Below are 25,191 nucleotides of genomic sequence, written 5' to 3'. Positions count from 1 at the left end.
TCGCGGCGTGTAATCCAGTATTCGGCACTCACGCTTTCCACCAGGGTCGCAGCGGCACGGTCCATTCCTCGTCCGGGCCCAGCTTCATACCGAGCACCTGATGCAACTGCACCACATTCCGCTGGAATCCCAGCCGGCAGCCGGCCATGTACAGACCCCACACCTTCGCGGTGCCCTCGCCGACCTCTTCGACGCAGGCATCCCAATTCGCGACGAGATTCTTGCACCATTCGTGCAGGGTCAGCGCGTAGTGCGGCCGCAGGTTCTCCTCGTGCACCACCTCGAGTCCGAGGTTCTGGATCTCGGAGATGATCCGGCCGGAGCCGATCAGCTCGCCGTCCGGGAACACGTACCGGTCGATGAAGTCGCCCGCCTTGGTGGTGCGGGTGTTGTCGGGCCGGGTGATGCAGTGGTTCAGGAACAGTCCGCCGTCGCGCAGCTTCGACTGGATGAAGCCGAAGTAGGACGGGTAGTTCTGCACACCGATGTGCTCGGTGAGGCCGATCGAGGACACGGCGTCGAAGCCGGACTCCCGGATGTCGCGATAGTCCGAGTGCCGCACCTCGGCCAGATCCGCCAGGCCCTCCGCGGCGATCCGGTGCTGCGCCCACTCGGCCTGTTCCTTGGACAGCGTCGCGCCGATCACCTCGACGCCCTGGCGGGCCGCGTAGCGCACCATGCCGCCCCAGCCGCAGCCGATGTCGAGCAGCCGGTCACCGGGCTTCAGGTTCAGCTTCTCGAACACCAGCCGGTACTTGTTCTCCTGGGCCTGCTCCAGGGTCTGGCTCTCGTCCTCGTAGACCGCGCAGGTGTAGGTCATCGAGGGGCCGAGCACATACTCGTAGAAGGTGTTGGAGACGTCGTAGTGGTGGTGGATCGCCTCGGCGTCGCGAGTCTTGGAGTGCCGCAGGCCCTCCAGCGCGATCCGGCGCCAGCGCGGCAGGGTCTCCTGCGGCGGCGGGGCGATCGGCTTGAGCGCGTCCCAGCCCAGCGAGCGCGCGATGGTGACCAGCGCCAGCGGCGAGGGGCGACGGAACTTCATGTCGCCCATGGCCTTCAGGATCGCGTAGGGGTCGCCGGGGTGCACACCCTCGGCGGCCAGATCACCCGCGATGTAGGCCCGGGCCATGCCGAGATCCCCTGGCGCGGTGGCGATGTAGTTCATGCCGCGCGCGTTCTTGATCTCCAGGGCGTATTCCGAGTCCGGGTCGCCCGTGCTCGAACCGTCGTATGCGGAGAACCGGATCGGAACCTCGCCCTCGAGCAGGGTCTCGAAGATCTCGGCAATGCTGAGTTTGGTCCCCAGCTCCGCGAATACGTCCGACCGTTCCCTGAACGTTGTCACTTGCGTTGCACCGCCTTCGAATACAAATCCAGCAATCGATGATCGGGGTCGTAGTTCTTCTTCAGCCGGGTGTAGACGTCACCGCCGTACAGCTGGGCGAACTCGTCCCGGTCGTAATAGGAATCCGAGTACAGGGACTTGTGCCCGTCCAGCTCGGTGACTTTGCGCTCGATCGCGCGATTGGCCGCACCCTCGACCTGCCCCGGCGTGGTCGGGACTGCTGACCAGAAGCCGACGTTGACGTAGGTACGGCCGGGCTCCAGGGGGTACAGCGGCCACAGACGCTCGTCCGGACTCGCACTGTCGTCGCGCAACCGCAAGGGACACAGCCAGATCGGCTCGATCGGGATCTCGGCCAGGAACCAGTCCAGGAAGTCGGCGGTGCGCTCGATGGGCACCTCGATGTCCTGGACCACGCGTTCCCGGGGCGGATTGCCCCTGCGCGCCTCGAGCCGATCGCCGATGTCGTACTTCTGGTCCAGCGCGATCAGCTTCCAGTAGAAGCTGGAGCGCCGGTACTGCTTCGGCCAGAACCGGCGGACGGCCGGATTCTGGGTGCCGAACGCGCGAGAGCACCAGAACCAGTCGGTGTCCCACCGCCACAGATAGTCGTGGATGGTGAGCCGGTCCCGCTTCGGCTGCGCGCCGTCGTGCCGGATGGACTTGTAGTAGACGTCCATGCCGGTGTAGTCGCTGACCGGGCCGGGCTCGTCGGTCTGCCGGCCGAGGATCAGATAGCTCTCGTCGGCGGTGAAGACCACGCCGTCGAGGTAGTCCACCTGTTCGCCGTCGTGGCCGCGCTCGGCGACGATCTGCGCCATCGCCGCCTCCAGCTCGCGCAGATCGTGGAACCGCACGTGCCGCAGCGCCACGTAGGGCAGCACCGGCTCCAGCTCGATCTTCAACCGGGTCGAGTAGCCCAGCGTGCCGTACGAATTCGGGAAGCCGCGGAACAGGTCCGAGTTCTCGCCGGTCGGGCTGGTGGTGACGATCTCGCCGGCCCCGGTCAGCAGGTCCATCTCCAGCACCGATTCGTGCGGCAGGCCGTTGCGGAACGAGGTGGACTCGATGCCCAGCCCGGTCACCGCGCCGCCGAGGGTGATGGTCTTCAACTGTGGCACCACCAGCGGGCTGAGCCCGTACGGCAGGGTGGCGGCGACCAGATCCTCGTAGGTGGTCATACCGGCCACATCGGCGGTCCGGGCCGCGGGATCGACCGCGATCACCCGGTTCAGGCCGGAGACGTCCAGCCCGGGCGCATTGTTGCGAGCTCGGGCGCGAAAGAGATTGGAGGTCTTCTTGGCCAGCCGCACATTCGCGTCGCGCGGGATCGCGGCATAGCTCGCCAGCAGACGATCGACTCCGTCTCGATGCGCGGCGAAACCACTCTCCAGTGCGGCCGACGCGGGTCCGGCCTTGCCCAACAGACTCACTGCCACGCTCCTGACGCTATCTCGCACCCATGTAACCGGCCACCGCGAGGGTCCCTCGAAGTGGAATTCTTCACGCACATGTTGCATTGCGTTGAGGTTTCGCCACGATTGGCCCGATCCGGGGAATCGGCTGGTCGGAGCTTAATTCGACACACAATACGACTGCACTGCGGCAGCCGTGCGCGCAACGGTGCGCGGAGGTTGCCCGGGTGGTGATTCCGGTAACGCCGATACCGTGATCCACCGGCCCGGCGGCGTAGCATAGCCCGGCGGCAGGCATGGTGCACCCCCCGCACCGCCAACTCGATCAAGGAGCACTTCGTGGGACAGGTCAGCGCCTCCAGTTCGATCGTCGTTCCGGCGGATCCCAAGCGCACGCTGGAGGTGATCGCGGACTACGGGACGGTGCGTCCCCGCATTCTCACCGCGCACTACCGTGACTACAAGGTGCTCGAGGGCGGCGCCGGCGCCGGCACCGTGGCGGAATGGACCCTGCAGGCCACGCAGAAGCGGTCCCGCAACGTGCACGCGGTGGTGTCGGTCTCGGATTCCATGGTGACCGAACGTGATTCGAATTCGACGATGGTCACCACCTGGACGGTCACGCCGTCCGGCGCCGGTTCGCTGGTGACCGTGCGCACCAGCTGGAAGGGCGCCGACGGGGTACCGGGCTTCTTCGAGGGCGTCTTCGCACCGCTGGGACTGAAGAAGATTCAGGCGGAGGTGCTGGAGAATCTGAAGCGGGAGCTGGCCGGGTAGCCGTATTTCTTTTCCGCGACCGCGGGTTGCCATCCAATAACCGGAAACCTCGCGCGGGGAGCTACAGCGTACAGTCGGGATGTCGGAGTCGAATACTCCGGCATCCCGTCTTCGTCTGTGCGTAATTCGGTACGGAGGACCGATGGACCTCGAACTCACTGCCGACGAGAAGAAGTTCCGCGACGAACTGCGCGATGTCTTCCACAACGACGTGCCCGCCGATATCCGGAGACGCTGCCTGGACGGGCGGACCACCCGGGACGACCTGGTCACGTCGATGCGAATCCTCAACGGTCACGGCTTGGCGGTCCCGGAATGGCCGGTGAAGTTCGGTGGCCAGGACTGGTCGGAGGTCCAGCGGTTCCTGTACGCCTCGGAACTGCAACGGGCCTCCGTGCCGCAGCCGCTGGCCTTCAACGCCAGCATGGTCGGGCCGGTGCTCTGCGAATTCGGCAGTCCCGCCCAGCAGCAGCGGTTCCTGTCGGCCACCGCCAATCTGGATATCTGGTGGTCACAGGGCTTCTCCGAACCGGAGGCCGGTTCGGACCTGGCCTCGTTGAAGACCACCGCCCGCCGCGACGGCGACGAATGGGTCATCGACGGCAGCAAGACCTGGACCACGCTGGGCCAGTACGGCGACTGGATGTTCCTGCTGGCCCGCACCGATCCGCAGGCGCCGAAGCGGCAGATGGGCATCTCGTTCTTCCTGCTGGACATGGACACCCCGGGCCTGCAACGGCGGCCGATCGTGCTGATCGACGGCGAGCCGGAGGTCAACGAATTCTTCTTCGACGGGGTCCGGATTCCCGCGGAGAATCTGGTCGGCCAGGAGAATCAGGGCTGGACCTACGCGAAGTTCCTGTTGGGTAACGAGCGCAACACCATTGCGCGTATCGGCACCAGCCAGAGTTATTTCGAGGCGGTCGCCGCAATGGCCGACCGGGTGGATATCGGCGGTGCGCCGCTGTCGCAGGATCCGGAATTCCGGGCCCGCCTGTACGACATCAAATTACGGTTGCTGGCGCTGGAGGCCACCCAGATGCGGGTGACCGGCGCCTCCGCCGACGGCAAGCCGTCGCTGGTGTCGTCGCTGCTGAAACTCGAGGGCACCAAGGTGCTCCAGGAACTCAGCTCGCTGCGCATGGAGGTGGCGGGTTCGGACGCGGGCCTGGTCGGGCAGCACGACGGCCCCGACCTGAGCACCACCGATTTCGCCAATCTGGCCGCCTTGCAGTACCTGAACCTGCGCAAGGTCTCGATCTTCGGCGGTACCAACGAGATTCAGCGCCGCGTGATCGCCCTGAACATCCTCGGACTGAAGGGGACCCGATGAACATCGAGCCCGACGACGACCAGCGGATGTTGTTCGAGGCCGTCGACGGCCTGCTGGCGCGCTCGTACGCGCCCGGCTTCCGGGGCCGCGCGGTGTCGTCGGACCGCGGGTACAGCGAGGAGGTGTGGTCGGCGCTGACCGAGATGGGCCTCACCGGCCTGACCATCGCCGAGGAGTTCGACGGGATGGGCGCCGGGATCGCCGAGGTCTACGTGACGATGGAGGCGCTGGGCAAAAACGCCGCCGTCGAGCCGCTGCTGGACGGGGTGTACCTCCCGTCCTGGCTGATCGCCGGGCTGGACCACGGCGAGGCGGGTGCCGCCCTGCTGCGGCGGCTGGCCGGCGGCCGGGAGATCTTCGCCGTCGCGCACGCCGAACCGGGCCGGATCTGGCATGCGGTGCCCGCGGTCGTCGCCACCGCCGACGCCGGCGGATCGGTCACCCTGGAGGGGGTGAAATCGCCGGTGCCGCGGGCGGACCAGGCGGCGGTGCTGCTGGTGACGGCGGTCGACGCCGACGGCAGAACGGGTGTGTACGTCGTCGACGGCGACGCCCCCGGCATCGTCCGCATCGACGGCCGCGGCCCGGACTGGACCCACGCCAGCGAGGTGCATTTCACCGGCGCCCCGGCCCGGCAGCTGGGCAACGCCGGTGACGAGTCGGTCCTCGCGCTGCGCGGGGCCTACTCCCGCGCCCGGCTGGCGGTGTCGGCCGAGGCGATCGGCCTCGCCGAGGCGGGGCTGGCCCGGGTGGTCGCGTATCTCCCCAATCGCCGGCAGTTCGGCGTCAGCCTGGACACCTTCCAGGCGCTGGATTTCCGCTGCGCCGATCTGTACTCCGAGGTGGAGCTGGCCCGTTCGTACGCGCTGTGGGCCACCACGGTGGCCGCCGCCGGGACCGTCGATCCGGCGGCCGCCGACGACACCTTCGCCTATGTCGGCGCGATGGCCCGCACCGCCGCCGAGGAGATCATCCAACTGCACGGCGGTATCGGCATGACCTTCGAGACCGATGTCGCACATCACGCCGCCCGGCTGACCGCGATCCGGGAGAGTTACGGCGGCGTCGCGGCCGCCCGGCGCCGGGCACTGCGCTCGGCCACCCTGACGGCGGTGCCGGAGGCACTGCCCGGCTGAGCGGACATCGTTTTCCGGCCGGGCATTTCCCGGGTACCGGCTGGCCGCACACCCGCGCGCGGCCGTGACTAGGCTGGGGGCACCCGATTCCCGCCAGAGAGGACATGGTTCGGTGCAGCCCGGTGGACAGATCGACATGCAGGCTTTGCTCGCGCAGGCGCAGGCGGTGATGACCGCACAGGCCGAGATCGCGGCCACCGAGGTGGAGGGGGAGGCCGGCAACGGCCTGGTCAAGGTACGTGTGAAGGCGACCGGGGAGGTGCAGCAGTTGCTCATCGATCCGAAGGTCGTCGACCCGGAGGATGTGGAGACCCTGCAGGATCTCGTCGCCGGCGCCATCAACAACGCGATGGCCAACGCACACGAGATGGCCGTGGCGAAGCTCGGCCCGCTGGCCGGCAACGCGGGCGGTCAACTCCCCGGCTTCCCGGCCTGAGTCGGGGCGCGTGTACGAGGGGCCGGTTCAGGATCTGATCGACGAACTGGGCAAGCTGCCCGGCGTCGGTCCGAAGAGCGCGCAGCGCATCGCCTTCCATCTGCTGTCGGTCGAGCCGCCGGAGATCGACCGGTTGCAGGCGGCCCTGCAGAAGGTGCGCGACGGCGTGCGGTTCTGCACGGTGTGCGGCACGGTGTCCGACGGCGAGCTGTGCCGGATCTGCGCCGATCCGCGCCGCGACCGCACCATGATCTGTGTGGTCGAGGAGCCGAAGGATGTGCAGGCCATCGAGCGGACCCGGGAGTTCCGGGGCCGCTACCACGTGCTCGGTGGCGCCCTGGATCCGTTGTCCGGCATCGGGCCGGATCAGCTGCGGATCCGGGAGTTGCTGGGCCGCATCGGGAATCAGGTGGACGGCGTCGACGTCACCGAGGTGATCATCGCCACCGATCCGAACACCGAGGGCGAGGCCACGGCCACCTATCTGGTCCGGATGCTGCGCGACTTTCCCGGACTCGCGGTCACCCGGCTGGCCTCCGGGCTGCCGATGGGCGGCGACCTGGAGTTCGCCGACGAACTCACCCTCGGCCGGGCGCTGTCCGGCCGCCGGACGCTCTGAGGTCCGGGCTCAGAGATCGACCGGCTGCCAGTCCAGGGCGTCGAGCCCGGACCGGTCGCCGGTCGTCCACTCCCAGATGAGGTCGGCGACCTGCTGGGCGTCGTCGAGCTGGGTGCCGAAATGGCGTTCGGGTGCGCCGTCGCGATATTCGAGGGTGTAGCGGCCGGACTCCTCGCGCAGGGTCTGGATGTAGACCTGCGGCGCCCGTTCCACGATGAGGTACGGGTTCGGATCGGGCAGGGCGGGCACCCACAGGTCGACCAGGGCCCGGGTCAGATACGGGAATTCGCCCGCGCCGCCGTGGGTCACGGTCACCGGGACCCGGCCCGCCGGGTCGATCAGCCAGGTCAGCTGTGGATCGTAGATCGCGTAGTCACGCGGGGTGGCCAGTTCGAACAGCAGTCCGCGCAGGTGGCCGATGGCGTCGTACGGACTGGACACGAACAGGGTGGCGCCGGTGTCCGCGCCGCCCACCGGGGCCTCGGCGAGGAAATGGTCGGCCGTCGGCAGTTCCGCGTCGCGCCGGTTCAGCTCCGCGGCGATCGCCGCCACCGGTTCGGCCTCGGGCCGGCCCTGTTGGGCGGACAGGTACGCGTCGACCTCGGCGGGTGTCACGGCGGCGCCGGAGGGCAGCAGGACGTGGTCGTAGCTCACCCGGGTGAGGCTACGCGAGTGCCGGCCGGTCCCCGCGATCACGAGTCCAGCACGTTCGTGCCAGGTGTGGTGAACTTGGGTATGGGGATCAAAGTTTCCCTCGAGCACAGAACCCGCTACTCCTTCGACCGCCTCGTGCAGATCCATCCGCACGTCGTACGGCTGCGCCCCGCACCGCACACCCGTACCACCATCGAGGCCTATTCGCTGCGGGTCGGTCCCGAGGATCACTTCGTCAACTGGCAGCAGGACGCGTTCGGCAATTTCCTTGCGCGCCTGGTGTTTCCGGAGGCTGCGCAGGAACTGGAGATCACCGTCGGCCTGGTCGCCGACCTGGATGTGATCAACCCGTTCGACTTCTTCGTGGAGGAGTACGCCGAGCACTTCCCCTTCACCTACGAACCGGAACTGGTCACCGACCTGGAGGCCTATCTACGGCCGGTCGACGAGGACGGCGAGGGACCCGGCCCGCTGGTGCGGGAATGGGTGCGCCGGCACGCGTTGCCGCTGCTCGCCGATCAGCCCCGCACGATCGACTTCCTGGTCACGCTGAATCAGGCCCTGCGGGGTGATGTCGATTACACCGTGCGGCTGGAACCGGGCGTCCAGACACCGGATTTCACGCTGCGGGCGGCGCTGGGATCCTGCCGTGATTCGGCGTGGCTGCTGGTGTCGATCCTGCGCGAGCTGGGGCTGGCGGCGCGGTTCGTCTCCGGCTATCTGGTGCAGCTGAGCCAGGACATGCCGTCGCTGGACGGCCCCTCGGGGCCGGTGTCGGATTTCACCGATCTGCACGCCTGGACCGAGGTGTTCCTGCCGGGAGCGGGCTGGGTCGGGATGGATCCGACCTCCGGGCTGTTCGCCGGGGAGGGGCACATCCCGCTGGCGGCCACCCCGCATCCCACCTCGGCCGCGCCGATCACCGGCGCCACCGATCCGTGCGAGGCCACGCTCGAATTCTCGAACACGGTCCGCCGCATCCACGAGGATCCGCGAGTCACGCTGCCGTACACCGATACCGAGTGGCAGCGGATCACGGCGCTGGGCGCGTCGGTGGACGAACGTTCCGTCGCCGCCGACATCGGCCTGACCATCGGCGGTGAGCCGACCTTCGTCTCCATCGACGATCAGACCAGCGCGCAGTGGACCACCGACGCCGACGGTCCGGAGAAACGCCTCCGCGCGGTCGATCTGGCCGGCCGGATGCGCCGCATCTACGCGCCCACCGGGCTGGTGCAGTACCGGCAGGGCAAGTGGTATCCGGGAGAGCCGTTGCCGCGCTGGGAGATCGCGATCAGCTGGCGGTCCGACGGCGAGCCGGTGTGGACCCGCCAGGATCTGCTCGCCGATCCGTGGACCACGCCCGATCTGCGGCGCATCGGTCACGCGACGGGCGCCGCGGTGCAGCCGCAGACCAATTCCGCGGTGGAACCGTCGGCGGACTCCGGGCAGGCGGACACGCAGTCGGTGGATACGACGGTGTCGCCGGACACGACGGTGCTGCCGAACGGGAACGGGCATCCCTGGCATGCCGATCCGGATGCCGCGCAGGCGTTGATCGGACAGGTGGCGGCGGCGCTCGGACTGCCCGCGACCCAGGTCCGGCCCGCCTACGAGGATCCGCTGACCCGGCTGGCCGCGGTGCTGGGCTCACCGCTCGGGCAGCCGGTCGACGCGGAGGACCTGCCGCCGGAACAGGATTCGGCGCAGGCCCGGCAGGCGCTGGTGGAGCGCTTGGACAGCGCGGTCACCTCGGCCAGTTCGTATGTGCTGCCGTTGTACCGGCGCGCCGACGACGGCGGGTGGGCCAGTGCCGACTGGCAGCTGCGGCGGGGTCGCATCGTGCTCGCCGACGGTGATTCGCCGGCGGGCCTGCGGCTGCCGCTGAACGCCGTCTCCTGGTTCACCCCGCCGCCGCAGTGGGAGCGGGATCCGATCGTGCCGGGTCCGATCCGGCTGCCCCGGGCCGAACCCGCCGCCGTGGTCGAGCCCGCCGATTTCGTCCCGACCACCGCCCTGGTGGCCGAGGTACGCAATGGGCGGCTGTTCGTATTCCTGCCGCCGATGGGCAGTTTCGAGGATTTCCTGGATCTGATCGGGCGGGTGGAGGCCGCGGCCGTCGCGCTGAATCAGCCGGTGGTGCTGGAAGGGTATGCGCCGCCGCCGGATCCGCGGTTGCGCAGTTTCTCGGTCACCCCCGATCCGGGCGTGATCGAGGTGAACGTGCAGCCCACCTCGTCCTTCGCCGAACAGGCGCAACTGCTGGAGACGCTGTACGAGCAGGCCCGGCTGGCCCGGCTGAGCACCGAGACCTTCGATATCGACGGCACCCACTCGGGCACCGGTGGCGGTAACCACCTCACCCTCGGCGGCGCCACCGCGGCCCGGTCGCCGCTGCTGCGCCGCCCGGATCTGCTGGCCTCGATGCTGCGCTTCTGGCAACGGCATCCGTCGCTGTCGTACCTGTTCTCCGGGCGGTTCATCGGTCCCACCTCGCAGGCCCCGCGGGTGGACGAGGGCCGCGAGGAGTCGCTGTACGAACTGGAGATCGCCTTCGCCGAGATCGCCCGGCTCGCCGCGCGTAAGCAGTCCGATGGCGAATCCGATTCGGGGGCAGGGTTTTCCGCGCCCTGGGAGGTGGATCGCGCGCTGCGGCACATTCTCACCGACCTGACCGGCAACACCCACCGCGCGGAATTCTGCATCGACAAGCTGTACAGCCCGGATTCCGTGCGCGGTCGCCTCGGGCTGCTGGAACTGCGCGGTTTCGAGATGCCGCCGCACGATCGGATGGCGATGGTGCAGTCGCTGCTGGTGCGGGCCCTGGTGCTGCGCTGCTGGACCGAGCCCTACACCGCGCCGCTGCTGCGGCACGGGCCGAACCTGCACGGCCGATACCTGCTGCCGCACTTCGTCCTCGACGACATCGGCGAGGTGGTGTCCGATCTGCGTTCGCACGGTATCGATTTCGATCTCAGCTGGCTGAATCCCTTCGCGGAGTTCCGTTTTCCGCGGATCGGCACCGTGGTGATAGGCAACGCGGAACTGGAACTGCGTTCGGCGATCGAGCCGTGGAACACCCTCGGCGAGCAGACCGCCGCGACGGGTACGGCCCGCTACGTCGATTCCTCGGTGGAGCGGTTGCAGGTTCGCCTCACCGGGGCCGATCGTGGTCGATATCTGCTGACCTGCAACGGTTTTCCGGTGCCGCTACTGTCCACCGACAAGGCCGACGTACAGGTGGCCGGGGTCCGGTACCGGGCCTGGCAGCCGCCGAACTCGCTGCATCCGTCGATCACCGTCGACGTGCCGCTGGTCTTCGATCTGGTCGATCCGGAGACGGGATTGTCGCTGGGTGGTTGTACCTACCACGTCGCGCATCCCGGCGGAATGTCCTACGACATCCCGCCGGTGAACGCGGTCGCGGCGCAATCGCGGCGCAATCGGCGGTTCGAATCGATCGGACATACGGCCGGTCGTCGCGATCCGGCGGATTTGCGTGCGAAAATGGCGGTACAGTCGGTCGACGTCGGGGCGCCGGGCATTCTCGACTTGCGCCGAGCCCGGACGGTGTGGGGTGTGACCGGCGACCGATAGGCATGCCTGCATGAAGTGAGGGCCGTGATGGCAGTGTGGGGTCAGGGCACCCCCGAACGTGACCTGGCGCGCCGAGTGGTGTCCGAGTTCGCCCGCTATCGCGACGATGGTGCCCGGACCGCGCCGTACGACGCCTACGGCAGCCCGGTGGACGGCTATTTCGACGAGCTCGTGGGTGCGGACGGCCGGGTGCGCCCGGTCTGGTCGGAGCTGTCCGGCGACTTCGTCGAGCAGGGCCCGGACGGGCTGGCCCAGCTGGACCAGCGGGTACGCCGGCTGGTCGAGGACGACGGGATCACCTATACCGAGGTCGGGCCGGCCGACGAGGGGGATCCGGCGCCGGGATCCGGGCCCGCGCCGAGTGCGCCGGTGCCGTGGCGGCTGGATCCGATCCCGTTGCTGGTGTCCGCCGACGACTGGTCGCGACTGGAAGCCGGTCTGGCACAACGCTCCCGCGTGCTGGACGCGGTCCTGACGGACGTGTACGGGCCGCGCCGGTTGCTGGCCGCCGGGGTGCTGCCGCCGGAGATCGTCTTCGGCTCCGCCGGGTACATCCGTGCGGCACACGGGATCTCGCTGCCGGGACGGCACCAGTTGTTCCTGCACGCCGCCGACATCAGCCGCTGGGGCGACGGGCAGTTCCGGGTGCTGACCGATTGGGCGCAGGCGCCGTCGGGGGCCGGGTACGCACTGGCCGACCGGCGGGTGGTGTCCGCGGCGGTGCCCGAGGCGTTCGAACATTCCAGCCCGCGCCCGCTCACGCCCTTCGCGCGGGCGATGCGGCTGATCCTCATCGAGGCCGCGCCGGTAGCCGCCGACGATCCGACGGTCGTGGTGCTCAGTCCCGGCGCGCATTCCGAAACCGCTTTCGACCAAGCCTATCTGGCCTCGGTGCTCGGCTTTCCACTGGTGGAGAGCGAGGATCTGGTGGTGCGCGACGGCATGTTGTGGATGCGGTCGCTGGGCACCCTGCACCGGGTCGACGTGGTGCTGCGCCGGGTCGACGCCGAATTCTCCGATCCGCTGGACCTGCGCCCGGATTCGCGACTGGGCGTCGTCGGGCTGGTGGAGGTGCTGCGCCGCGGCGCGGTGACCATGGTCAACACCCTGGGCAGTGGCCTGCTGGAGAGTCCCGCGCTGGCGGCGCTGCTGCCGCTGCTGTGCCGGGAACTGTACGGCGAGGAGCTGCTGCTGCCCGGGGCGCCGTCGTACTGGGGTGGCAACGATTCCGAGCGCGCACATCTGCTCGCCCGGCTGGACCGGTTGATCATCCGCTCCGCGGTCGACGGCGCCACCTTCGTCGGCTCCGCGCTCTCGGCGGCGCAGCGCACCGAACTGGCCGCCCGGATCGAGGCGCAGGGCTGGCAGTGGGTCGGCCAGGAGCCGCCGGAGTTCTCGGTGGCGCCCGCGGTCGCCGGTACCGGCGGTCTCACCGCGGCGCCGGTCGGCGTGCGGCTGTTCTCGATGGCCGGTCGCAGCGGCTACCGGGTGATGCCCGGTGGCCTCGGGCAAGTGCATCAGCGCATGCAACCGGATCGGTCGGTGCAGGAGGTGGCCGCCAAGGACATCTGGGTGCGCGCGGCCCCCGCGGCGGCCACCGCCGCCGTCGCCGCCGAACCGGTCCACGAGGAGCGGGTGCGCTCGGCCGTCCCGATCATGGAGGCGATCAGCTCGCCCCGCGTGCTGGACGATCTGTTCTGGATGGGCCGCTACCGCGAACGCGCCGAGGCGACCGCCCGGTTGCTGATCGCGATCCACCGGCAGTACCAGGACTTCCGCTACCGGCCCTGGCTGGAGGGCGGCGACGCGGTGCCCGTGCTGATGGCGGCGCTGGCCCGGATGACCGGCACCCCGATCCCGCTGGCGATCACCGCACCGCCGCCACCGGACCCGGGCGCCTCGGCGCCCACGACCGCCTCCGGCCCGAAAGGCCGCCCCGCAGCGGACGAACCGCTGCTGCCCGCGACCAGTGACCTGGAACTGCTACCGCCGCAACAGCAGTCCCGGGTGTCGGAGCAGTGGCGCACCGCGCCGGTCGACCGGCAACCGCCCGGCCGTGCCGCTCGAAGGTCACCGGAAATCACTGCTGCGCAACGTCATTCGAAACCCGAATCGGAGGGTTCGGGTGAGCCCGAGGCCGATCCGCTGACGGTCGAGCCGGTCGCCCTGACCGATCGGGTGACCCAGGCCGACCCCACCCGTGTGCAGGCCGGGCAGCAGGGCGCGGACGGTCCGCCGCCCGCGTGGATGGCCGACGAGCCGGACAGCGCGACATCCCCGGCCGGATGGGATGATTCGCCACAGCCATCGTCGGCCGGTGCGGAGGGTCCGGTCGCTGCGATGCCGGAATCCGGTGTGGCGGCAACGGAATTCGCTGCATCCGAGGGAGTCTCGGGGTTGTCCGCGCGGACGGGCGCCGAGTCGGCCGGCGACGATGTATCGCCGGAAACAGCTGCCGATCCGGCTGGATCGCCGTTGCCCGGCAACGTTGTCGCGCCGGGGTTCGGGACTGCGGCCGTCACCGCCGGACGACCGGAGGACGGGCCGGATGCCGGGCGCGACGCGGTGCGAGCAACGCCGGGCGACAGCGAAGCGGCGGCTGCCGATGCGGCGCAGCCGGTGTCCGCGATCGGTCCGGGAGTCGGCAGCACGGGCATGGATCCTACTGCGGGACAAGAGGTTCCGGACTGGCGGCCGCCGGTGGTCGGCGCCTCCGCGGCCGGTTACGACTATCTGGTGCGGGTGACCCTGGACCGCGAGCTGCCCGGATCGCTGGCCTACGCCATCGAACACGTCGGCGCCGACGCGCGGGCCGTGCGGGACCAGCTGTCCGGCGACACCTGGATGGTGCTGAGCGCCATGGATCGTGCGCTGCTGCGGTATCGCGGCGATGCGCGCGATCAGGAGTCGGCGCTGGCCGAGGTGCACGCGCAGGTGCTGGCGGCGCTGCTGTCGCTGTCGGGGATCGATGCGGAATCCATCATGCGTGACACCGGCTGGTACGTCGCCGACATCGGTAAGCGCATCGAGCGGGGCCTGGCCTTGACCTCGCTGTTGTCGGCGGCGTTCACCCAGACCTATCCGGAGGCGGTGCAGCGGACGGTGACCGAGGCGGTGTTGCGCGCCACCGAGTCGATGGTGAGTTACCGTCGGCGGCACCGGGATTCGATCCGGGTGTCGGCGGTGGCGAGCCTGCTGCTGTTCGATGCCGCCAATCCGCGGTCGCTGGCGCATCAGCTGGATCGGCTGGAGGCCGATCTGCAAGCGCTGCCGGGGGCGTCGGGCTCGTCGCGGCCGCAGCGGCTGCTCGCGGAGGCGCAGCGGATGCTCAGCCGGTTGGACCCCGCCGATCTGGAGGCCACCGACGCGAACGGGCGGCGCCCGGTGTTCGCGGAATTGATCGAGGGCGTGCACCTGCGGTTGCGTACGCTGTCGGAGGCCTTCGAGACCAGCCGGCTGGCCGGTCCCGGCGATATCCAGCCGTTGTGGGGCAATACCCGGGTGGTGGAATGAGATGAGCGGCAACGACAGCGGCAGCCGATGTTACCGAGTGTGGCATCGCACCACCTACACCTATTCCGACGACGTCACCAGCTCCTACGGCCGGGCCTACCTGCAACCACGTGAGTTCGCCGGGCAGCGGGTGCTGTCGCACGACATCGACATCGATCCGGTGCCCTCGGATCGTTCGGTGGGCGCGGACGTGTACGGCAACGTCACGTTGTATTTCCATGTCACCGCGGCACATCGGCGGCTGGAGGTGGTCGGGGAGTCGGTGGTCGAGGTGCGGGCGCCGGAGCTGCCGGCCGCGGAACTGCCCTGGGAGCAGGCCCGGCCCACCCGGCGCACCGCGCCGCTGGCGGTCGAATTCGCGCTCGATCTGCAACCGCCGGAGATCACCGGCGAGGTGACCGCGTACGCCGCCGCATCGCTCACCCCGGGCCGCCCGTTGCTCGCGGCGGTCGCGGACCTGAACTCGCGCATCCACGCGGATTTCGCCTACAAGTCCGGCTCCACCACCGTGAGCACCCGGGTGTCCGACGTGTTCGCCGCGCGCCGCGGCGTCTGCCAGGACTTCGCCCGGATCGCCGCTGCCTGTCTGCGCTCGCACGGCCTGGCCGCGCGCTACGTCTCGGGTTATCTGGCCACCGACCCGCCGCCGGGTGAGCCGCGGCTGGTCGGCGCGGACGCCACCCACGCCTGGACCGCGGTGTGGGTGCCCGATCCGGCGGCGCCGAGCGGTGCGGGGCACTGGATCGGCTTCGATCCGACCAACGACAAGTTCGCCGACGAACGCTACGTGACGCTGTCCTGGGGCCGCGACTACGCCGACGTCCCGCCGCTGCGCGGGATCATCTACACCGACGCGCGGGAGAGCACCATCGCCGTCGGTGTGGATGTCGCTCCGCTGGGGGTATAGCCATGGCATGCGTGCCTTCACCTGCCCCCATTGCGGCTGGAATCTGACCTTCGAGAACTCGGTGTGCCTGGGCTGCCACAGCCCCCTGGGATTCAGCCTCGCGGAGCGGACGCTGGTGGTGATCGGCGGGCCGGAGGTGATGGCCGCGGAGGCCGAGAGCGGGGGCGTGGTACCCGCGGACAAGTACCGGCTGTGCGACAACCTGCACATCGCCAACTGCAACTGGCTGGTGGCGGCCGAGTCCGGCGACGGCAGCCCGGCGCTGTGCGAATCGTGCCGGCTCACCCGCACCCGGCCGAACGAGGCGGACGACCTGAGCTCGTTCGCCGACGCCGAGGCGGCCAAGCGCCGGCTGATCCTGGAGCTGACCGAACTGGGTCTGCCGATCGTCGGCCGGTGGGCCGATCCGGAGCGCGGACTGGCCTTCGATCTGCTGTCCAGCGCGGCGGATCAGGTGGTGACCGGGCACCTGAACGGGGTCATCACGGTGGATCTGGCGGAGGCGCACGATGTGCACCGGGAGCGGCTGCGCGTCGAGATGGCCGAGCCGTACCGGACCCTGCTCGGGCACTTCCGGCACGAGATCGGCCACTACTACTTCTCGGTGCTGGTCGACGACGGCGCGCTGGATCGGTTCCGGGAGTTGTTCGGCGATCCGTTCGCCGACTATCAGCAGGCCCTGGACCGCCATTACTCCGAGGGCGCACCGGCCGGTTGGACCGACCATTACGTCTCGTCCTACGCCACCATGCACGCCGCAGAGGACTGGGCCGAAACCTTCGCGCACTACCTGCACATCCGCGACACGCTCGACACCGCGGCGGCCTACGGCTTCGCCCCCGCCGGTGCGGCGCTGGACCGCCCGCAACTGGGCCGGGCCGGATTCGATCGGATCATCGAGCTCTGGCTGCCGCTGTCCTGGTCGCTGAACATGATCAACCGCTCGATGGGTCACCACGACCTCTACCCGTTCGTGCTCGCCGATGCCGTGCTGGACAAGATGCGGTTCATCCACGACCTGTGCGCCCGGCGGCCCGCCGAACCGGAAGCGGTCGCCGAGCCGGTGGCTCCACCCCAACCGGCCGATCCCGGTGTGCGGCCGCGCCGTTCGCGGTGGCGCCGCCGCTCGGCCGTGTGAGCGGAGCACCGAGAGCCGGATCGTGCGGTGGTGTCCCGGCCCGAACGGGTGCCGGGGCACCGATGCCGCGGTCGCGGTGCCGGGAGCCGCTGTCGGGCAGCCGGTGATTCAGTGCGCCGCGCGGAAGTTCAGCAGTCGCAACAGCTTTCGCCGCAGCATGCTTCGTCGCAGCAGTTGCAGCCCTCGCAGGCGCAGCAGCAGTCCTCGCCGCAGCGGCAGCATTCGCAGCACGCCACGCCCTCGCAGAACGGCACGCAGGAGCTGCGGCGGCGGGGCGGGCGGCCGTAGTAGCCACCCTGCGGCGGGTAGTAGCCCTGCGGCGGATAGCCGTAGCCAGGAGGCGGGTAACCCCTTCGGCGCCAACGGCTTTCGGTCGTCGGGTGGGTGGCGCAGCTGCCGCCGTGGTGCTCGTGCCCGAAGGTGCGGCGCACCGAGCGCCGCAGCTCTCGGGTCAGCATCACCGTGACCAGCCGGTCGTCGGTGAATTCGACGTCGGCCAGCGCCAATTCGATGCCGAGCAGGGCGTCGTCGCACAGCCGCTGCGCCTCTTCGACGCTGGAGGCAGTGGCGGACAACGGATTCCACTTGCGCTGTGCCAGGTCGTCGCCGAGGTCCTCGACCGCGTCCACCAGATGGGCGATCCGGCCGAACAATCGGCCGACCTCGGTGAGCGCGTCCACGTTGCCCGGCCGCCCGGCCAGGACGGCGGTGTGGCCGAAGGCGGCGGCGGTGGCCGTCTCGGTCGGCTCGACGACGGTCAGCAGCGTGGTGCCGGGACCGGCGGCGGCCTCCACCTCGGTCTGCCGTTCGACCGCGGTGAGCAGCACACCGGTGTCGAACCCCAGCTCGGCGCCGCTGTCGGCGCCCTGCCGGGCCCAGCGCTGCGCGATCCGGCGGGCCGCGGGCCGGATTCCGGCGGTGCCGGCAAGCCCGTCACCGTCGTCGGCGTGATCGCGGACCTTGGCCGCGGCCAGCACCAGCGAGACGGTGGCCGCCAGTCGCACGCAGTCACCGACGGCCACGTCGGCCCGTCGCATCCCGCGTAACGGGCAGGGGCCCGCCGCCCGGCGGGTGGTCGTCGCCGATTGTGCCTCCACCAGGGCGGAGATCAGCAACCCGTCGTAGTTGGTCGCGATTCGCGCGGCCTGGCCGTGGTCGTCTCGCAGTGACAGGCACAGCCCGCACAACTGAGCCATCCAGGCCGCACTCAACTCCTCGCCCAGCCGATGACGGCAGGGCCGGATGATGCCGAACATGATTCGACGGTAACCGTGAAACGTCCTCCTGTCGTGGGAATCCCACTGGGAAACAGCTGTGTGGCAGTGGCCGGGCGGGTCGGGCCGGATCAGGTGAGCAGCAACCGCGCCACCGCCACCACGCCGACCACCACGATCAGCGTGCGCAGCACGGTCGGCGACAGCCGGCGGCCCAGTCGCGCGCCCAGTTGCCCGCCGATGATCGAGCCCACCGCGATCAGCCCCGCCGCCTGCCAGGACACGTGGGCCACCGCGATGAAGACCGCCGCCGACACGGTGTTGGCCAGCAGCGCCAGCACGTTCTTCACGGCGTTGAGCCGTTGCAGGTCCTCGTGCACGACCACGCCGAGCAGGCCCATCAGCAGCACACCCTGCGCGGCACCGAAATAGCCGCCGTACACGCCGGTGGCCGCCACCGCGAGCCACAGCAGCACGCCGTGACCGGTGGGGTCGGTGGCCAGGCCGTCCGCCGCCCGCCGTTCGCGTACCCAGCGCGACAGCCGCGGTTGCACCACGACCAGGACCAGCGCCACGATGATCAGCGCGGGCACGATCGCCTTGAAGGCGCCCGGCGGCAGTGTCAGCAACAACACAGCGCCGAGCAGAGCGCCGAGTACGGTCCCGGTGCCGAGCAGCAGCACCCGGCCGCGCTGCCCGGCCAGTTCCCGGCGATAGCCGAGGACGCCGGACAGATTGCCCGGCACCAGTCCGACGGTGTTCGAGACGTTCGCCGTGACCGGGGGATATCCCAGGGCCAGCAGAACGGGGAAGGTGAGGAGGGTGCCCGACCCCACGACGGCGTTGATGCCGCCGGCGGCGACACCGGCGACGAGGACGGCGAGCTGATCCAGCGGAGACCTGGACTCCCTTCCGCTGCGAGATTGCGGGGCTGTAAACTACCCCTCATCATGCAGCGGGCACTTCTCCTCGGCCGCCGCGACGGGTTCTGATACGGACCGGCTCCCGTCGCGGGGTTCAGCTGTGCCGGTCAACCCAACATCCTTTTGGGACACACCACCCACACTCACGGAGAAAATCGCATGTCACCCGCTGATGCCTTCGTTTCCGGAACGCGGTCGATCACCACTCCGGCCAAGCCCGCCCCGGGCGACCAGCCCGCCTGGAACCAGCAGAAGAACTCCTCGATGCCGGTGTTCCGGTACCGGCCGTTCGCCGAGGAGGTCGAGCCGGTCACGTTGCCCGACCGTACCTGGCCGGACCGGATCATCGATCGCGCGCCGGGCTGGTGCGCGGTCGATCTGCGCGACGGCAACCAGGCCCTGATCGATCCGATGAGCCCGGCCCGCAAGCGCCGCATGTTCGATCTACTGGTGCGGATGGGCTACAAGGAGATCGAGGTCGGCTTCCCGTCGGCCAGCCAGACCGATTTCGACTTCGTCCGCGAGATCATCGAGGACGGCGCGATCCCCGCCGATGTCACCATCCAGGTGCTGACCCAGTGCCGCGCGGAGCTGATCGAGCGCACCTTCGAGGCCTGCGCCGGCGCCGCCAACGTCATCGTGCACTTCTACAACTCGACCTCCATCCTGCAACGGCGGGTGGTGTTCCGCGCGGATCGCGAGGCCGTGAAGAAGATCGCCACCGACGCGGCGGCGCTGTGCCTGCGGGTGGAGCAGAACTATCCGGACACCAACTGGCGCTACGAGTACAGCCCGGAGTCCTACACCGGCACCGAGTTGGAGTACGCGAAGGACGTCTGCGACGCGGTGACGGCGATCATCGCGCCGACCCCGGACCGGCCGATGATCATCAACCTGCCGGCCACGGTCGAGATGGCGACCCCCAACGTGTACGCCGATTCGATCGAGTGGATGCACCGCAACCTGGCCCGCCGCGAGTCGATCGTGCTGTCGCTGCATCCGCACAACGACCGCGGCACCGCCGTCGCGGCCGCCGAACTGGGCTATCTGGCCGGCGCCGACCGCATCGAGGGCTGCCTGTTCGGCAACGGTGAGCGCACCGGCAACGTGTGCCTGGTCACCCTGGGGATGAATCTGTTCTCCCGGGGCGTGGATCCGCAGATCGACTTCTCCAACATCGACGAGATCCGCCGTACGGTGGAGTACTGCAACCAACTGCCGGTGCACGAGCGCCACCCGTACGGCGGCGATCTGGTGTACACCGCGTTCTCCGGCAGCCACCAGGACGCCATCAACAAGGGCCTGGACGCGATGAAGGCGGCGGCCGACGACGCCGGCGCCGATGTCGACGACATCGTGTGGGAGGTGCCGTACCTGCCGATCGATCCGAAGGATGTGGGCCGCACCTACGAGGCGGTGATCCGGGTCAACTCGCAGTCCGGCAAGGGCGGCGTGGCCTACATCATGAAGACCGATCACGGCCTGGCCCTGCCGCGCCGGTTGCAGATCGAGTTCTCGCAGGCGATCCAGCAGATCACCGACGGCGAGGGCGGCGAGGTCACCCCGAAGGAGATGTGGGACGTCTTCGCCGACGAGTACCTGAATCCGCTGCTGCCGCTGGAGCGCATGCGCCAGAAGGTGACCGCTTCCGAAACCGACGGCGGCACCGACCATATCGACGCCGTGGTCAAGGTCGACGGGGTCGAGCAGGAGATCGCGGGTGAGGGCAACGGCCCGCTCGCGGCCTTCGTGGATGCGCTGGGCGGCATCGGCTACGAGGTCCGGGTGCTGGACTACTCCGAGCACGCGATGTCCTCCGGCGACGACGCACAGGCCGCCGCCTATGTCGAATGTGCCATCGGGGACAAGGTGACCTGGGGCGTGGGCATCGCCACCTCGATCACGACGGCCTCACTGCGCGCGGTGGTCTCGGCCGTCAACCGGGCCCACCGCGGCCGCTGATCACCCGCCGAATTCCGGCCTGCGAGCCCGGAGTTGTCCACATGTGGACAACTCCGGGCTCGCGCCCTGTCGGCCCGATCGGCCACGCCGCCACCCTCCTGACACCGTGCTAGCGTGGGACAGCAACAGCGCCGAGCTCTCTGCTCGAAGATGACCCGGGCAGATGGGGGAAACGTGACGACTGACGACAACTCGACCGCACCGCCCTGGTTGCAGGGCCATCCTGTGGAAGGCGCAGCGGATCACGACGATTCGCCCGCCAAGCCGTCCCATCGCGACCCCGCCGACGAATCCGCCGGTGGCTCCGGGCACGAGGGCGCCGAGGAGATCGGCCACTCCGAACCGGTGCCCGGCCTGTTCCCGCCGGTCCCGGATCCGTTCGAGCAGAACGCCTTCCAGCCCGGCCCGCCACCCGGATACGAGCAGATCCCGCCGTTCGTGCCGCCGGGTCAGCCCGGCTTCCCGCCGCCCGGCCCGCCCGGTTTCCAGCCTCCGATGGGCCCGCCGCCGGGTTTCGCCGGATATCCGCCCGGCGGTTACGCGCCCGCCCCCGAGAGCGCCTGGCCGCCGCCCGGCGCCGATGGCTGGCCGCAGGCGCCGCAACCGATTCCGTACGATCCGAACTTCCCACCGCCGGGAATGTATCCGGGTCCCGCCGGGCCGCCGCCCAACGGCGAGCTGCCGATGCCGGGCTACGGCGAGCCGCCCGCGCCGGGGTACGGCGAGGTGCGCCAGGACACCCCGTACGGCGAGGTACGTCAGGAGATCGGCCCGGACGGTCTGGTGCGCCGGGTCTTTCCGGAGGAGCCGCCGCGGGCACCCGAACACGGCACCGGTGCGCACGAGCAGCAGCCCGACGAGCCGATCACCAGCTGGGCGCCGCCGCCGTTGCCGCCGCAGCCGATGTATCAGCCGCCGCAGCCGCCGCCGGGCTGGCCGGGTGCACCGGGCCAACCGCCGGTTCCCCCGGCGCCGCAGGGCTTTCAGCAGCAGTTCCCGCATTCCGGCGCCGCGCAGTCGGTCAACGATCTCAACCTGCTGAAGCGCAGCCGGCGCGCGCCGCGCAGCGGCTGGCGGCGGGCCGTGCACCGGATGTCCGGTGGCGCCATCAATCCCGGCGACTCCACCTCCGATCTGGCGCAGCGCGAACTCGTCGACCGCGTGAACCAGCCGGTCCGCGGCGACTACCGGATCGCGATCCTGTCGCTGAAGGGCGGCGTCGGCAAGACCACCACCACGGTGGGCCTGGGCTCCACCTTCGCGTCGCTGCGCGGCGACCGGGTGATCGCCATCGACGCCAATCCGGACCTGGGCACGCTGGCCCACCGGGTGCCCCGGCAGACCCGATCCACGGTGCGAAACCTGTTGGAAGACAGCCACATCAGTCGTTACTCCGATGTGCGGGCGCACACTTCGCAGTCCCCCAGCCGACTGGAAGTGCTTGCCAGCGAACAGGATCCGGCGGTCTCGGAGGCGTTCAGCGAGGACGACTACCGCCGCGCCATCGCGATCCTGCAGCAGTTCTACAACATCATCCTCACCGATTGCGGCACCGGCCTGATGCATTCGGCGATGAAGGGTGTGCTGGACCTGGCCAGTTCACTGGTGCTGGTCACCTCGCCGGCCATCGACGGCGCGCGCAGCGCCTCGGCGACGCTGGACTGGCTGGAGCACCACGGCTACGGCAAGCTGGTCGAGCGAACCGTGGTGGTGGTCAACGCTTCCCGGCGCGGCGCCTCCACCGTCGACCTGGATCAGCTGCGCAAACTGTTCCTGGACCGCACCCGCGCGGTCCAGGTGGTGCCCTTCGACGACCATCTGGCCGAGGGGTCGGAGATCGATCTGGAGCTGGTCGGCAAGCCCACCCGCCGCGCCCTGCTGGAACTGGCCGCCATGGTCGCCGACGAATTCGGCTTCCAGCTGCCCCCGCCGCCGTACTCCGGCGGTCCGGGCCCGCAGTACGGCAGCGGCTATCCCGGCTCGCCGGGTTCGTATTCCGGTCCGGGCGGGGGCTATCCGGGGCAGCAGTACGGGCAGTAGTTCCGCGTCCGGCGACCCGGGCGAAGGTCCGCCGCCGGGCGGCGGGATCGGCGGTACACCGAGTGGTGTACCGAGATCCAGGCCCGGGTGCGGGCATTGTGGTGGCGTGAATGTGATGGTGGCCGAAGGCGATTCGTGCCGGGTGGATCAGCGGCCGGGCCGGGCCGATGGGGTGGGGTGATCGGGGGCCGTCGCCGTGGCCGCCGCCCGCTGGAAGGCGGCCAGGACGGTGGCGACGGCGGGGCGGCGTTCGGCGTGTGGCCGGATGGCCAGGTCGTACAGGCGGGCGGCGCGGACGCCGGCCAGGCGCAGGACCGCCAGGTCGGGATGCCGGACCGCGAAGCGCGGCATCAGCGCGACGCCGTAGCCGGTGGCGACAAGGGCTTCGATCACACCGAAGTCGTTGAGTCGCTGCACGATTCGTGGTTGTACCCCGGTCACGGTGGCGATCGAGCGGAGCACGTCGTCGACCGGGAAGCCGCCGCGGACACTGAGCCACGTCTCGTCCGCCAGCTCGGCGGGCACCACCGCACCCTGGCGGGCCAGCCGGTGTTCCCGGGACATCACCACATCGATCGGTTCGCGCATCAGGACCCGGGAGCTGACCCGGGGACCGCTCTGCGCGGCGGCGCGTTCGTCGCGATGGGTGAGCACCACGTCGTAGTCGGCGAGCAGGCCGGGCACCGCGGTCGGCGGCAGATCCTCGTCGCTGGCGATCATGTCGACGCCGCTGCCGGCGAGTTCGGCCAGGACGCGCGGCAGCAGCAGCGAGGCGCCCGACGGGAACAGGGCGACACGCACCTGTCCGCGGGCCGAGCCGCGGTAGGCCGCCATCTCCGCGGCGGCGCGGTCCATCGCGGCCAGCACCTCGTCGGCGCGCAGCACCAGCGCCCGTCCCGCGTCGGTGAGCCGGACCCGGCGGCCGTCGGGTTCCAGCAGGGCGACCCCGGCCTCCCGGGCCAGCACCTTCAGCTGCTGGGAGACCGCCGACGGGGTCATCGACAGGGCGGCCGCGACTGCCGCCACCGTGCCGCGGTCGGCCAGTTCGCGCAGCACGCGCAGCCGTTCGATCGACAGGAAGGCGGCATCGGCGGTGGACACCATTCAGTTCTACTACATCGATAGTGCATATATATTCGATTGTTCTCAGCATTCCCGGCGGCGATGCTCGACGGGTGACCAACCGCGATCGTCTGCTCGGCCTGGCCGTCGTCCTGCTCTGGGGACTGAACTTCATCTCGCTGCACGTCGGGCTCGAACACTTCCCGCCGTATTTCTTCGCCGCGCTGCGCTTCGCGGTGCTGGCGGTTCCGGTCGTGCTGCTGGTGCCCCGGCCGCGGGTGCCGCTGCGGTGGCTGCTGTTGTACGGCACGGGATTCGGCATCGCGCAGTTCGGCTTCCTGTTCACCGCGATGCGGGCGGGCATGCCGACCGGGCTCGCCTCGCTGGTGTTGCAGTCCTCGGCCCCGTTCACGGTGGTGCTCGGGGCGCTGTTGCTGGGGGAGCGGCTGCGTGCCGGTCAGTTCCTGGGACTGCTCACGGCGGTGCTCGGGATGGTGGTGATCGGCTGGGACCGCGCCCAGCACGCGACGGTCGTCCCCGTACTGCTCACCCTGGCCGGCGGGCTCGGCTGGGCCTTCGGCAACATCGGCTCCCGCCTGGCGGCCTCGGGGCCACAGCGGGTGGATCCGCTGCACCTGACCCTGTGGATGTCCGTGGTGCCGCCGCTGCCGATGTTCGCGCTGTCGGCGGCGGTCGAGGGGCCGGGTGCCGGGTGGCGGGCGCTCGCACAGTCGTTCAGCGGTTCGGGGTGGCCGGGGCTGGCGGCGCTGGCCTTCACGGCCGTGCTCGCGACGGCGGTCGGGTCGGGGCTGTGGACCGATCTGATGAGCCGCTATCCGGCCAGTGCGGTGGCGCCGCTGTCGCTGCTGGTGCCGGTGGTCGGTATCGGCGCCTCCTGGGCCCTGCTGGGTGAGCGGCCGACGGTGTTGTCGCTGGCCGGGGCGGTGGTCGTGATCGGTGGTGCGTTCACGGCGACAGCCGTGGGCCGTCGTCCGGTCGCCGTCGGTGACCAACCGGTCGCCCCGGAATCACCCGCGAATCCGGACCTCATTCTCAGCAAATAGCAGGCAATTTGGGTGCGGGGATCAGAAAATCTCACCCCCGAACTACTCCGAGTTCG

At 69.9% G+C, this 25,191-nt stretch carries 18 protein-coding genes; 12 read left to right on the top strand and 6 right to left on the bottom strand.

Annotated features, from left to right (window positions below):
• Positions 1-28 precede the first annotated feature (28 nt).
• Together LBW94_RS15355 and LBW94_RS15350 are read right to left on the bottom strand one after the other, a co-directional pair.
• The gene (locus LBW94_RS15355; RefSeq protein WP_225060023.1) at positions 29-1,345 is read right to left on the bottom strand and encodes a class I SAM-dependent methyltransferase; all 1,317 of its coding nucleotides are present in this window, start codon (positions 1,343-1,345) and stop codon (positions 29-31) included.
• Entirely contained in the window at positions 1,342-2,778 is a 1,437-nt protein-coding gene (locus LBW94_RS15350) for an FAD-binding oxidoreductase (RefSeq protein ID WP_225060053.1), read from the bottom strand. The genes LBW94_RS15355 and LBW94_RS15350 overlap by 4 nt, the downstream gene beginning before the upstream one ends.
• Positions 2,779-3,099: 321 nt before the next feature.
• Here LBW94_RS15350 and LBW94_RS15345 point away from each other — a divergent pair, with 321 nt between their 5' ends.
• The 5 genes from LBW94_RS15345 (at position 3,100) to recR (ending at position 7,061) form a co-directional block, all read left to right on the top strand.
• Complete coding sequence (locus LBW94_RS15345) at positions 3,100-3,537, top strand: SRPBCC family protein (RefSeq protein ID WP_225060024.1); 438 nt, start codon at positions 3,100-3,102, stop codon at positions 3,535-3,537.
• 142 nt (positions 3,538-3,679) lie between these two features.
• Complete coding sequence (locus LBW94_RS15340; RefSeq protein WP_225060025.1) at positions 3,680-4,870, top strand: acyl-CoA dehydrogenase family protein; 1,191 nt, start codon at positions 3,680-3,682, stop codon at positions 4,868-4,870.
• Positions 4,867-6,006, top strand: coding sequence for an acyl-CoA dehydrogenase family protein (locus LBW94_RS15335; RefSeq protein ID WP_225060026.1), 1,140 nt, complete (start codon positions 4,867-4,869; stop codon positions 6,004-6,006). Before LBW94_RS15340 ends, LBW94_RS15335 begins: the two co-directional genes overlap by 4 nt.
• A 112-nt stretch (positions 6,007-6,118) precedes the next feature.
• Positions 6,119-6,442 carry a YbaB/EbfC family nucleoid-associated protein gene (locus tag LBW94_RS15330; RefSeq protein ID WP_225060027.1) on the top strand — a complete coding sequence of 108 codons (324 nt, stop codon included), beginning with the start codon at positions 6,119-6,121 and terminating at the stop codon, positions 6,440-6,442.
• Between the two features lie 10 nt (positions 6,443-6,452).
• Entirely contained in the window at positions 6,453-7,061 is a 609-nt protein-coding gene (recR, locus tag LBW94_RS15325; RefSeq protein WP_225060028.1) for a recombination mediator RecR, read from the top strand.
• A 9-nt stretch (positions 7,062-7,070) separates the two neighbouring features.
• Here the strand turns inward: recR and LBW94_RS15320 are convergent, their stop codons facing one another.
• Entirely contained in the window at positions 7,071-7,715 is a 645-nt protein-coding gene (locus tag LBW94_RS15320; RefSeq protein ID WP_225060029.1) for a hypothetical protein, read from the bottom strand.
• 81 nt (positions 7,716-7,796) lie between these two features.
• On the opposite strand from LBW94_RS15320, the gene LBW94_RS15315 reads away from it, so the two are divergent.
• Genes LBW94_RS15315 through LBW94_RS15295 form a run of 4 tightly spaced genes read left to right on the top strand, consistent with a single transcriptional unit; the run spans position 7,797 to position 16,870 of the window.
• Positions 7,797-11,312: a DUF2126 domain-containing protein gene (locus tag LBW94_RS15315; RefSeq protein WP_225060030.1), complete on the top strand. Its 3,516-nt coding sequence runs from the start codon at positions 7,797-7,799 to the stop codon at positions 11,310-11,312.
• A gap of 27 nt (positions 11,313-11,339) precedes the next feature.
• Entirely contained in the window at positions 11,340-14,825 is a 3,486-nt protein-coding gene (locus LBW94_RS44420; protein WP_416276890.1) for a circularly permuted type 2 ATP-grasp protein, read from the top strand.
• Between the two features lies 1 nt (position 14,826).
• Positions 14,827-15,732 (top strand): transglutaminase family protein, encoded by a 906-nt coding sequence (locus LBW94_RS15300; protein ID WP_225060031.1) that lies wholly within the window; start codon positions 14,827-14,829, stop codon positions 15,730-15,732.
• A 7-nt stretch (positions 15,733-15,739) separates the two neighbouring features.
• Positions 15,740-16,870, top strand: a complete 1,131-nt coding sequence (locus LBW94_RS15295; protein ID WP_225060032.1) for a zinc-binding metallopeptidase family protein — start codon at positions 15,740-15,742, stop codon at positions 16,868-16,870.
• A 128-nt stretch (positions 16,871-16,998) separates the two neighbouring features.
• Here the strand turns inward: LBW94_RS15295 and LBW94_RS15290 are convergent, their stop codons facing one another.
• Together LBW94_RS15290 and LBW94_RS15285 are read right to left on the bottom strand one after the other, a co-directional pair.
• Positions 16,999-18,126 carry a DUF5685 family protein gene (locus LBW94_RS15290; RefSeq protein WP_225060033.1) on the bottom strand — a complete coding sequence of 376 codons (1,128 nt, stop codon included), beginning with the start codon at positions 18,124-18,126 and terminating at the stop codon, positions 16,999-17,001.
• 89 nt (positions 18,127-18,215) lie between these two features.
• Positions 18,216-18,977: a sulfite exporter TauE/SafE family protein gene (locus LBW94_RS15285; RefSeq protein WP_225060055.1), complete on the bottom strand. Its 762-nt coding sequence runs from the start codon at positions 18,975-18,977 to the stop codon at positions 18,216-18,218.
• 189 nt (positions 18,978-19,166) lie between these two features.
• Between LBW94_RS15285 and leuA the strand changes: the two genes are divergently transcribed.
• Together leuA and LBW94_RS15275 are read left to right on the top strand one after the other, a co-directional pair.
• A complete protein-coding gene (gene leuA / locus LBW94_RS15280) occupies positions 19,167-20,969 on the top strand; it encodes a 2-isopropylmalate synthase (protein ID WP_225060034.1) in 1,803 nt (600 codons plus the stop codon).
• Between the two features lie 174 nt (positions 20,970-21,143).
• Positions 21,144-23,009 carry a MinD/ParA family ATP-binding protein gene (locus LBW94_RS15275; RefSeq protein ID WP_225060035.1) on the top strand — a complete coding sequence of 622 codons (1,866 nt, stop codon included), beginning with the start codon at positions 21,144-21,146 and terminating at the stop codon, positions 23,007-23,009.
• 147 nt (positions 23,010-23,156) lie between these two features.
• Here LBW94_RS15275 and LBW94_RS15270 read toward each other — a convergent pair whose 3' ends face one another.
• Positions 23,157-24,113, bottom strand: a complete 957-nt coding sequence (locus tag LBW94_RS15270) for a LysR family transcriptional regulator (protein ID WP_416276889.1) — start codon at positions 24,111-24,113, stop codon at positions 23,157-23,159.
• 71 nt (positions 24,114-24,184) lie between these two features.
• On the opposite strand from LBW94_RS15270, the gene LBW94_RS15265 reads away from it, so the two are divergent.
• Positions 24,185-25,135 (top strand): EamA family transporter, encoded by a 951-nt coding sequence (locus LBW94_RS15265; protein ID WP_225060036.1) that lies wholly within the window; start codon positions 24,185-24,187, stop codon positions 25,133-25,135.
• Positions 25,136-25,191 lie beyond the last annotated feature (56 nt).

Source organism: Nocardia sp. alder85J, from assembly GCF_020176955.2.
Classification (GTDB): Bacteria; Actinomycetota; Actinomycetes; order Mycobacteriales; family Mycobacteriaceae; genus Nocardia.
Note: the sequence above shows the minus strand (reverse complement) of the source record. Positions and strands in the feature narration are given on the sequence as shown.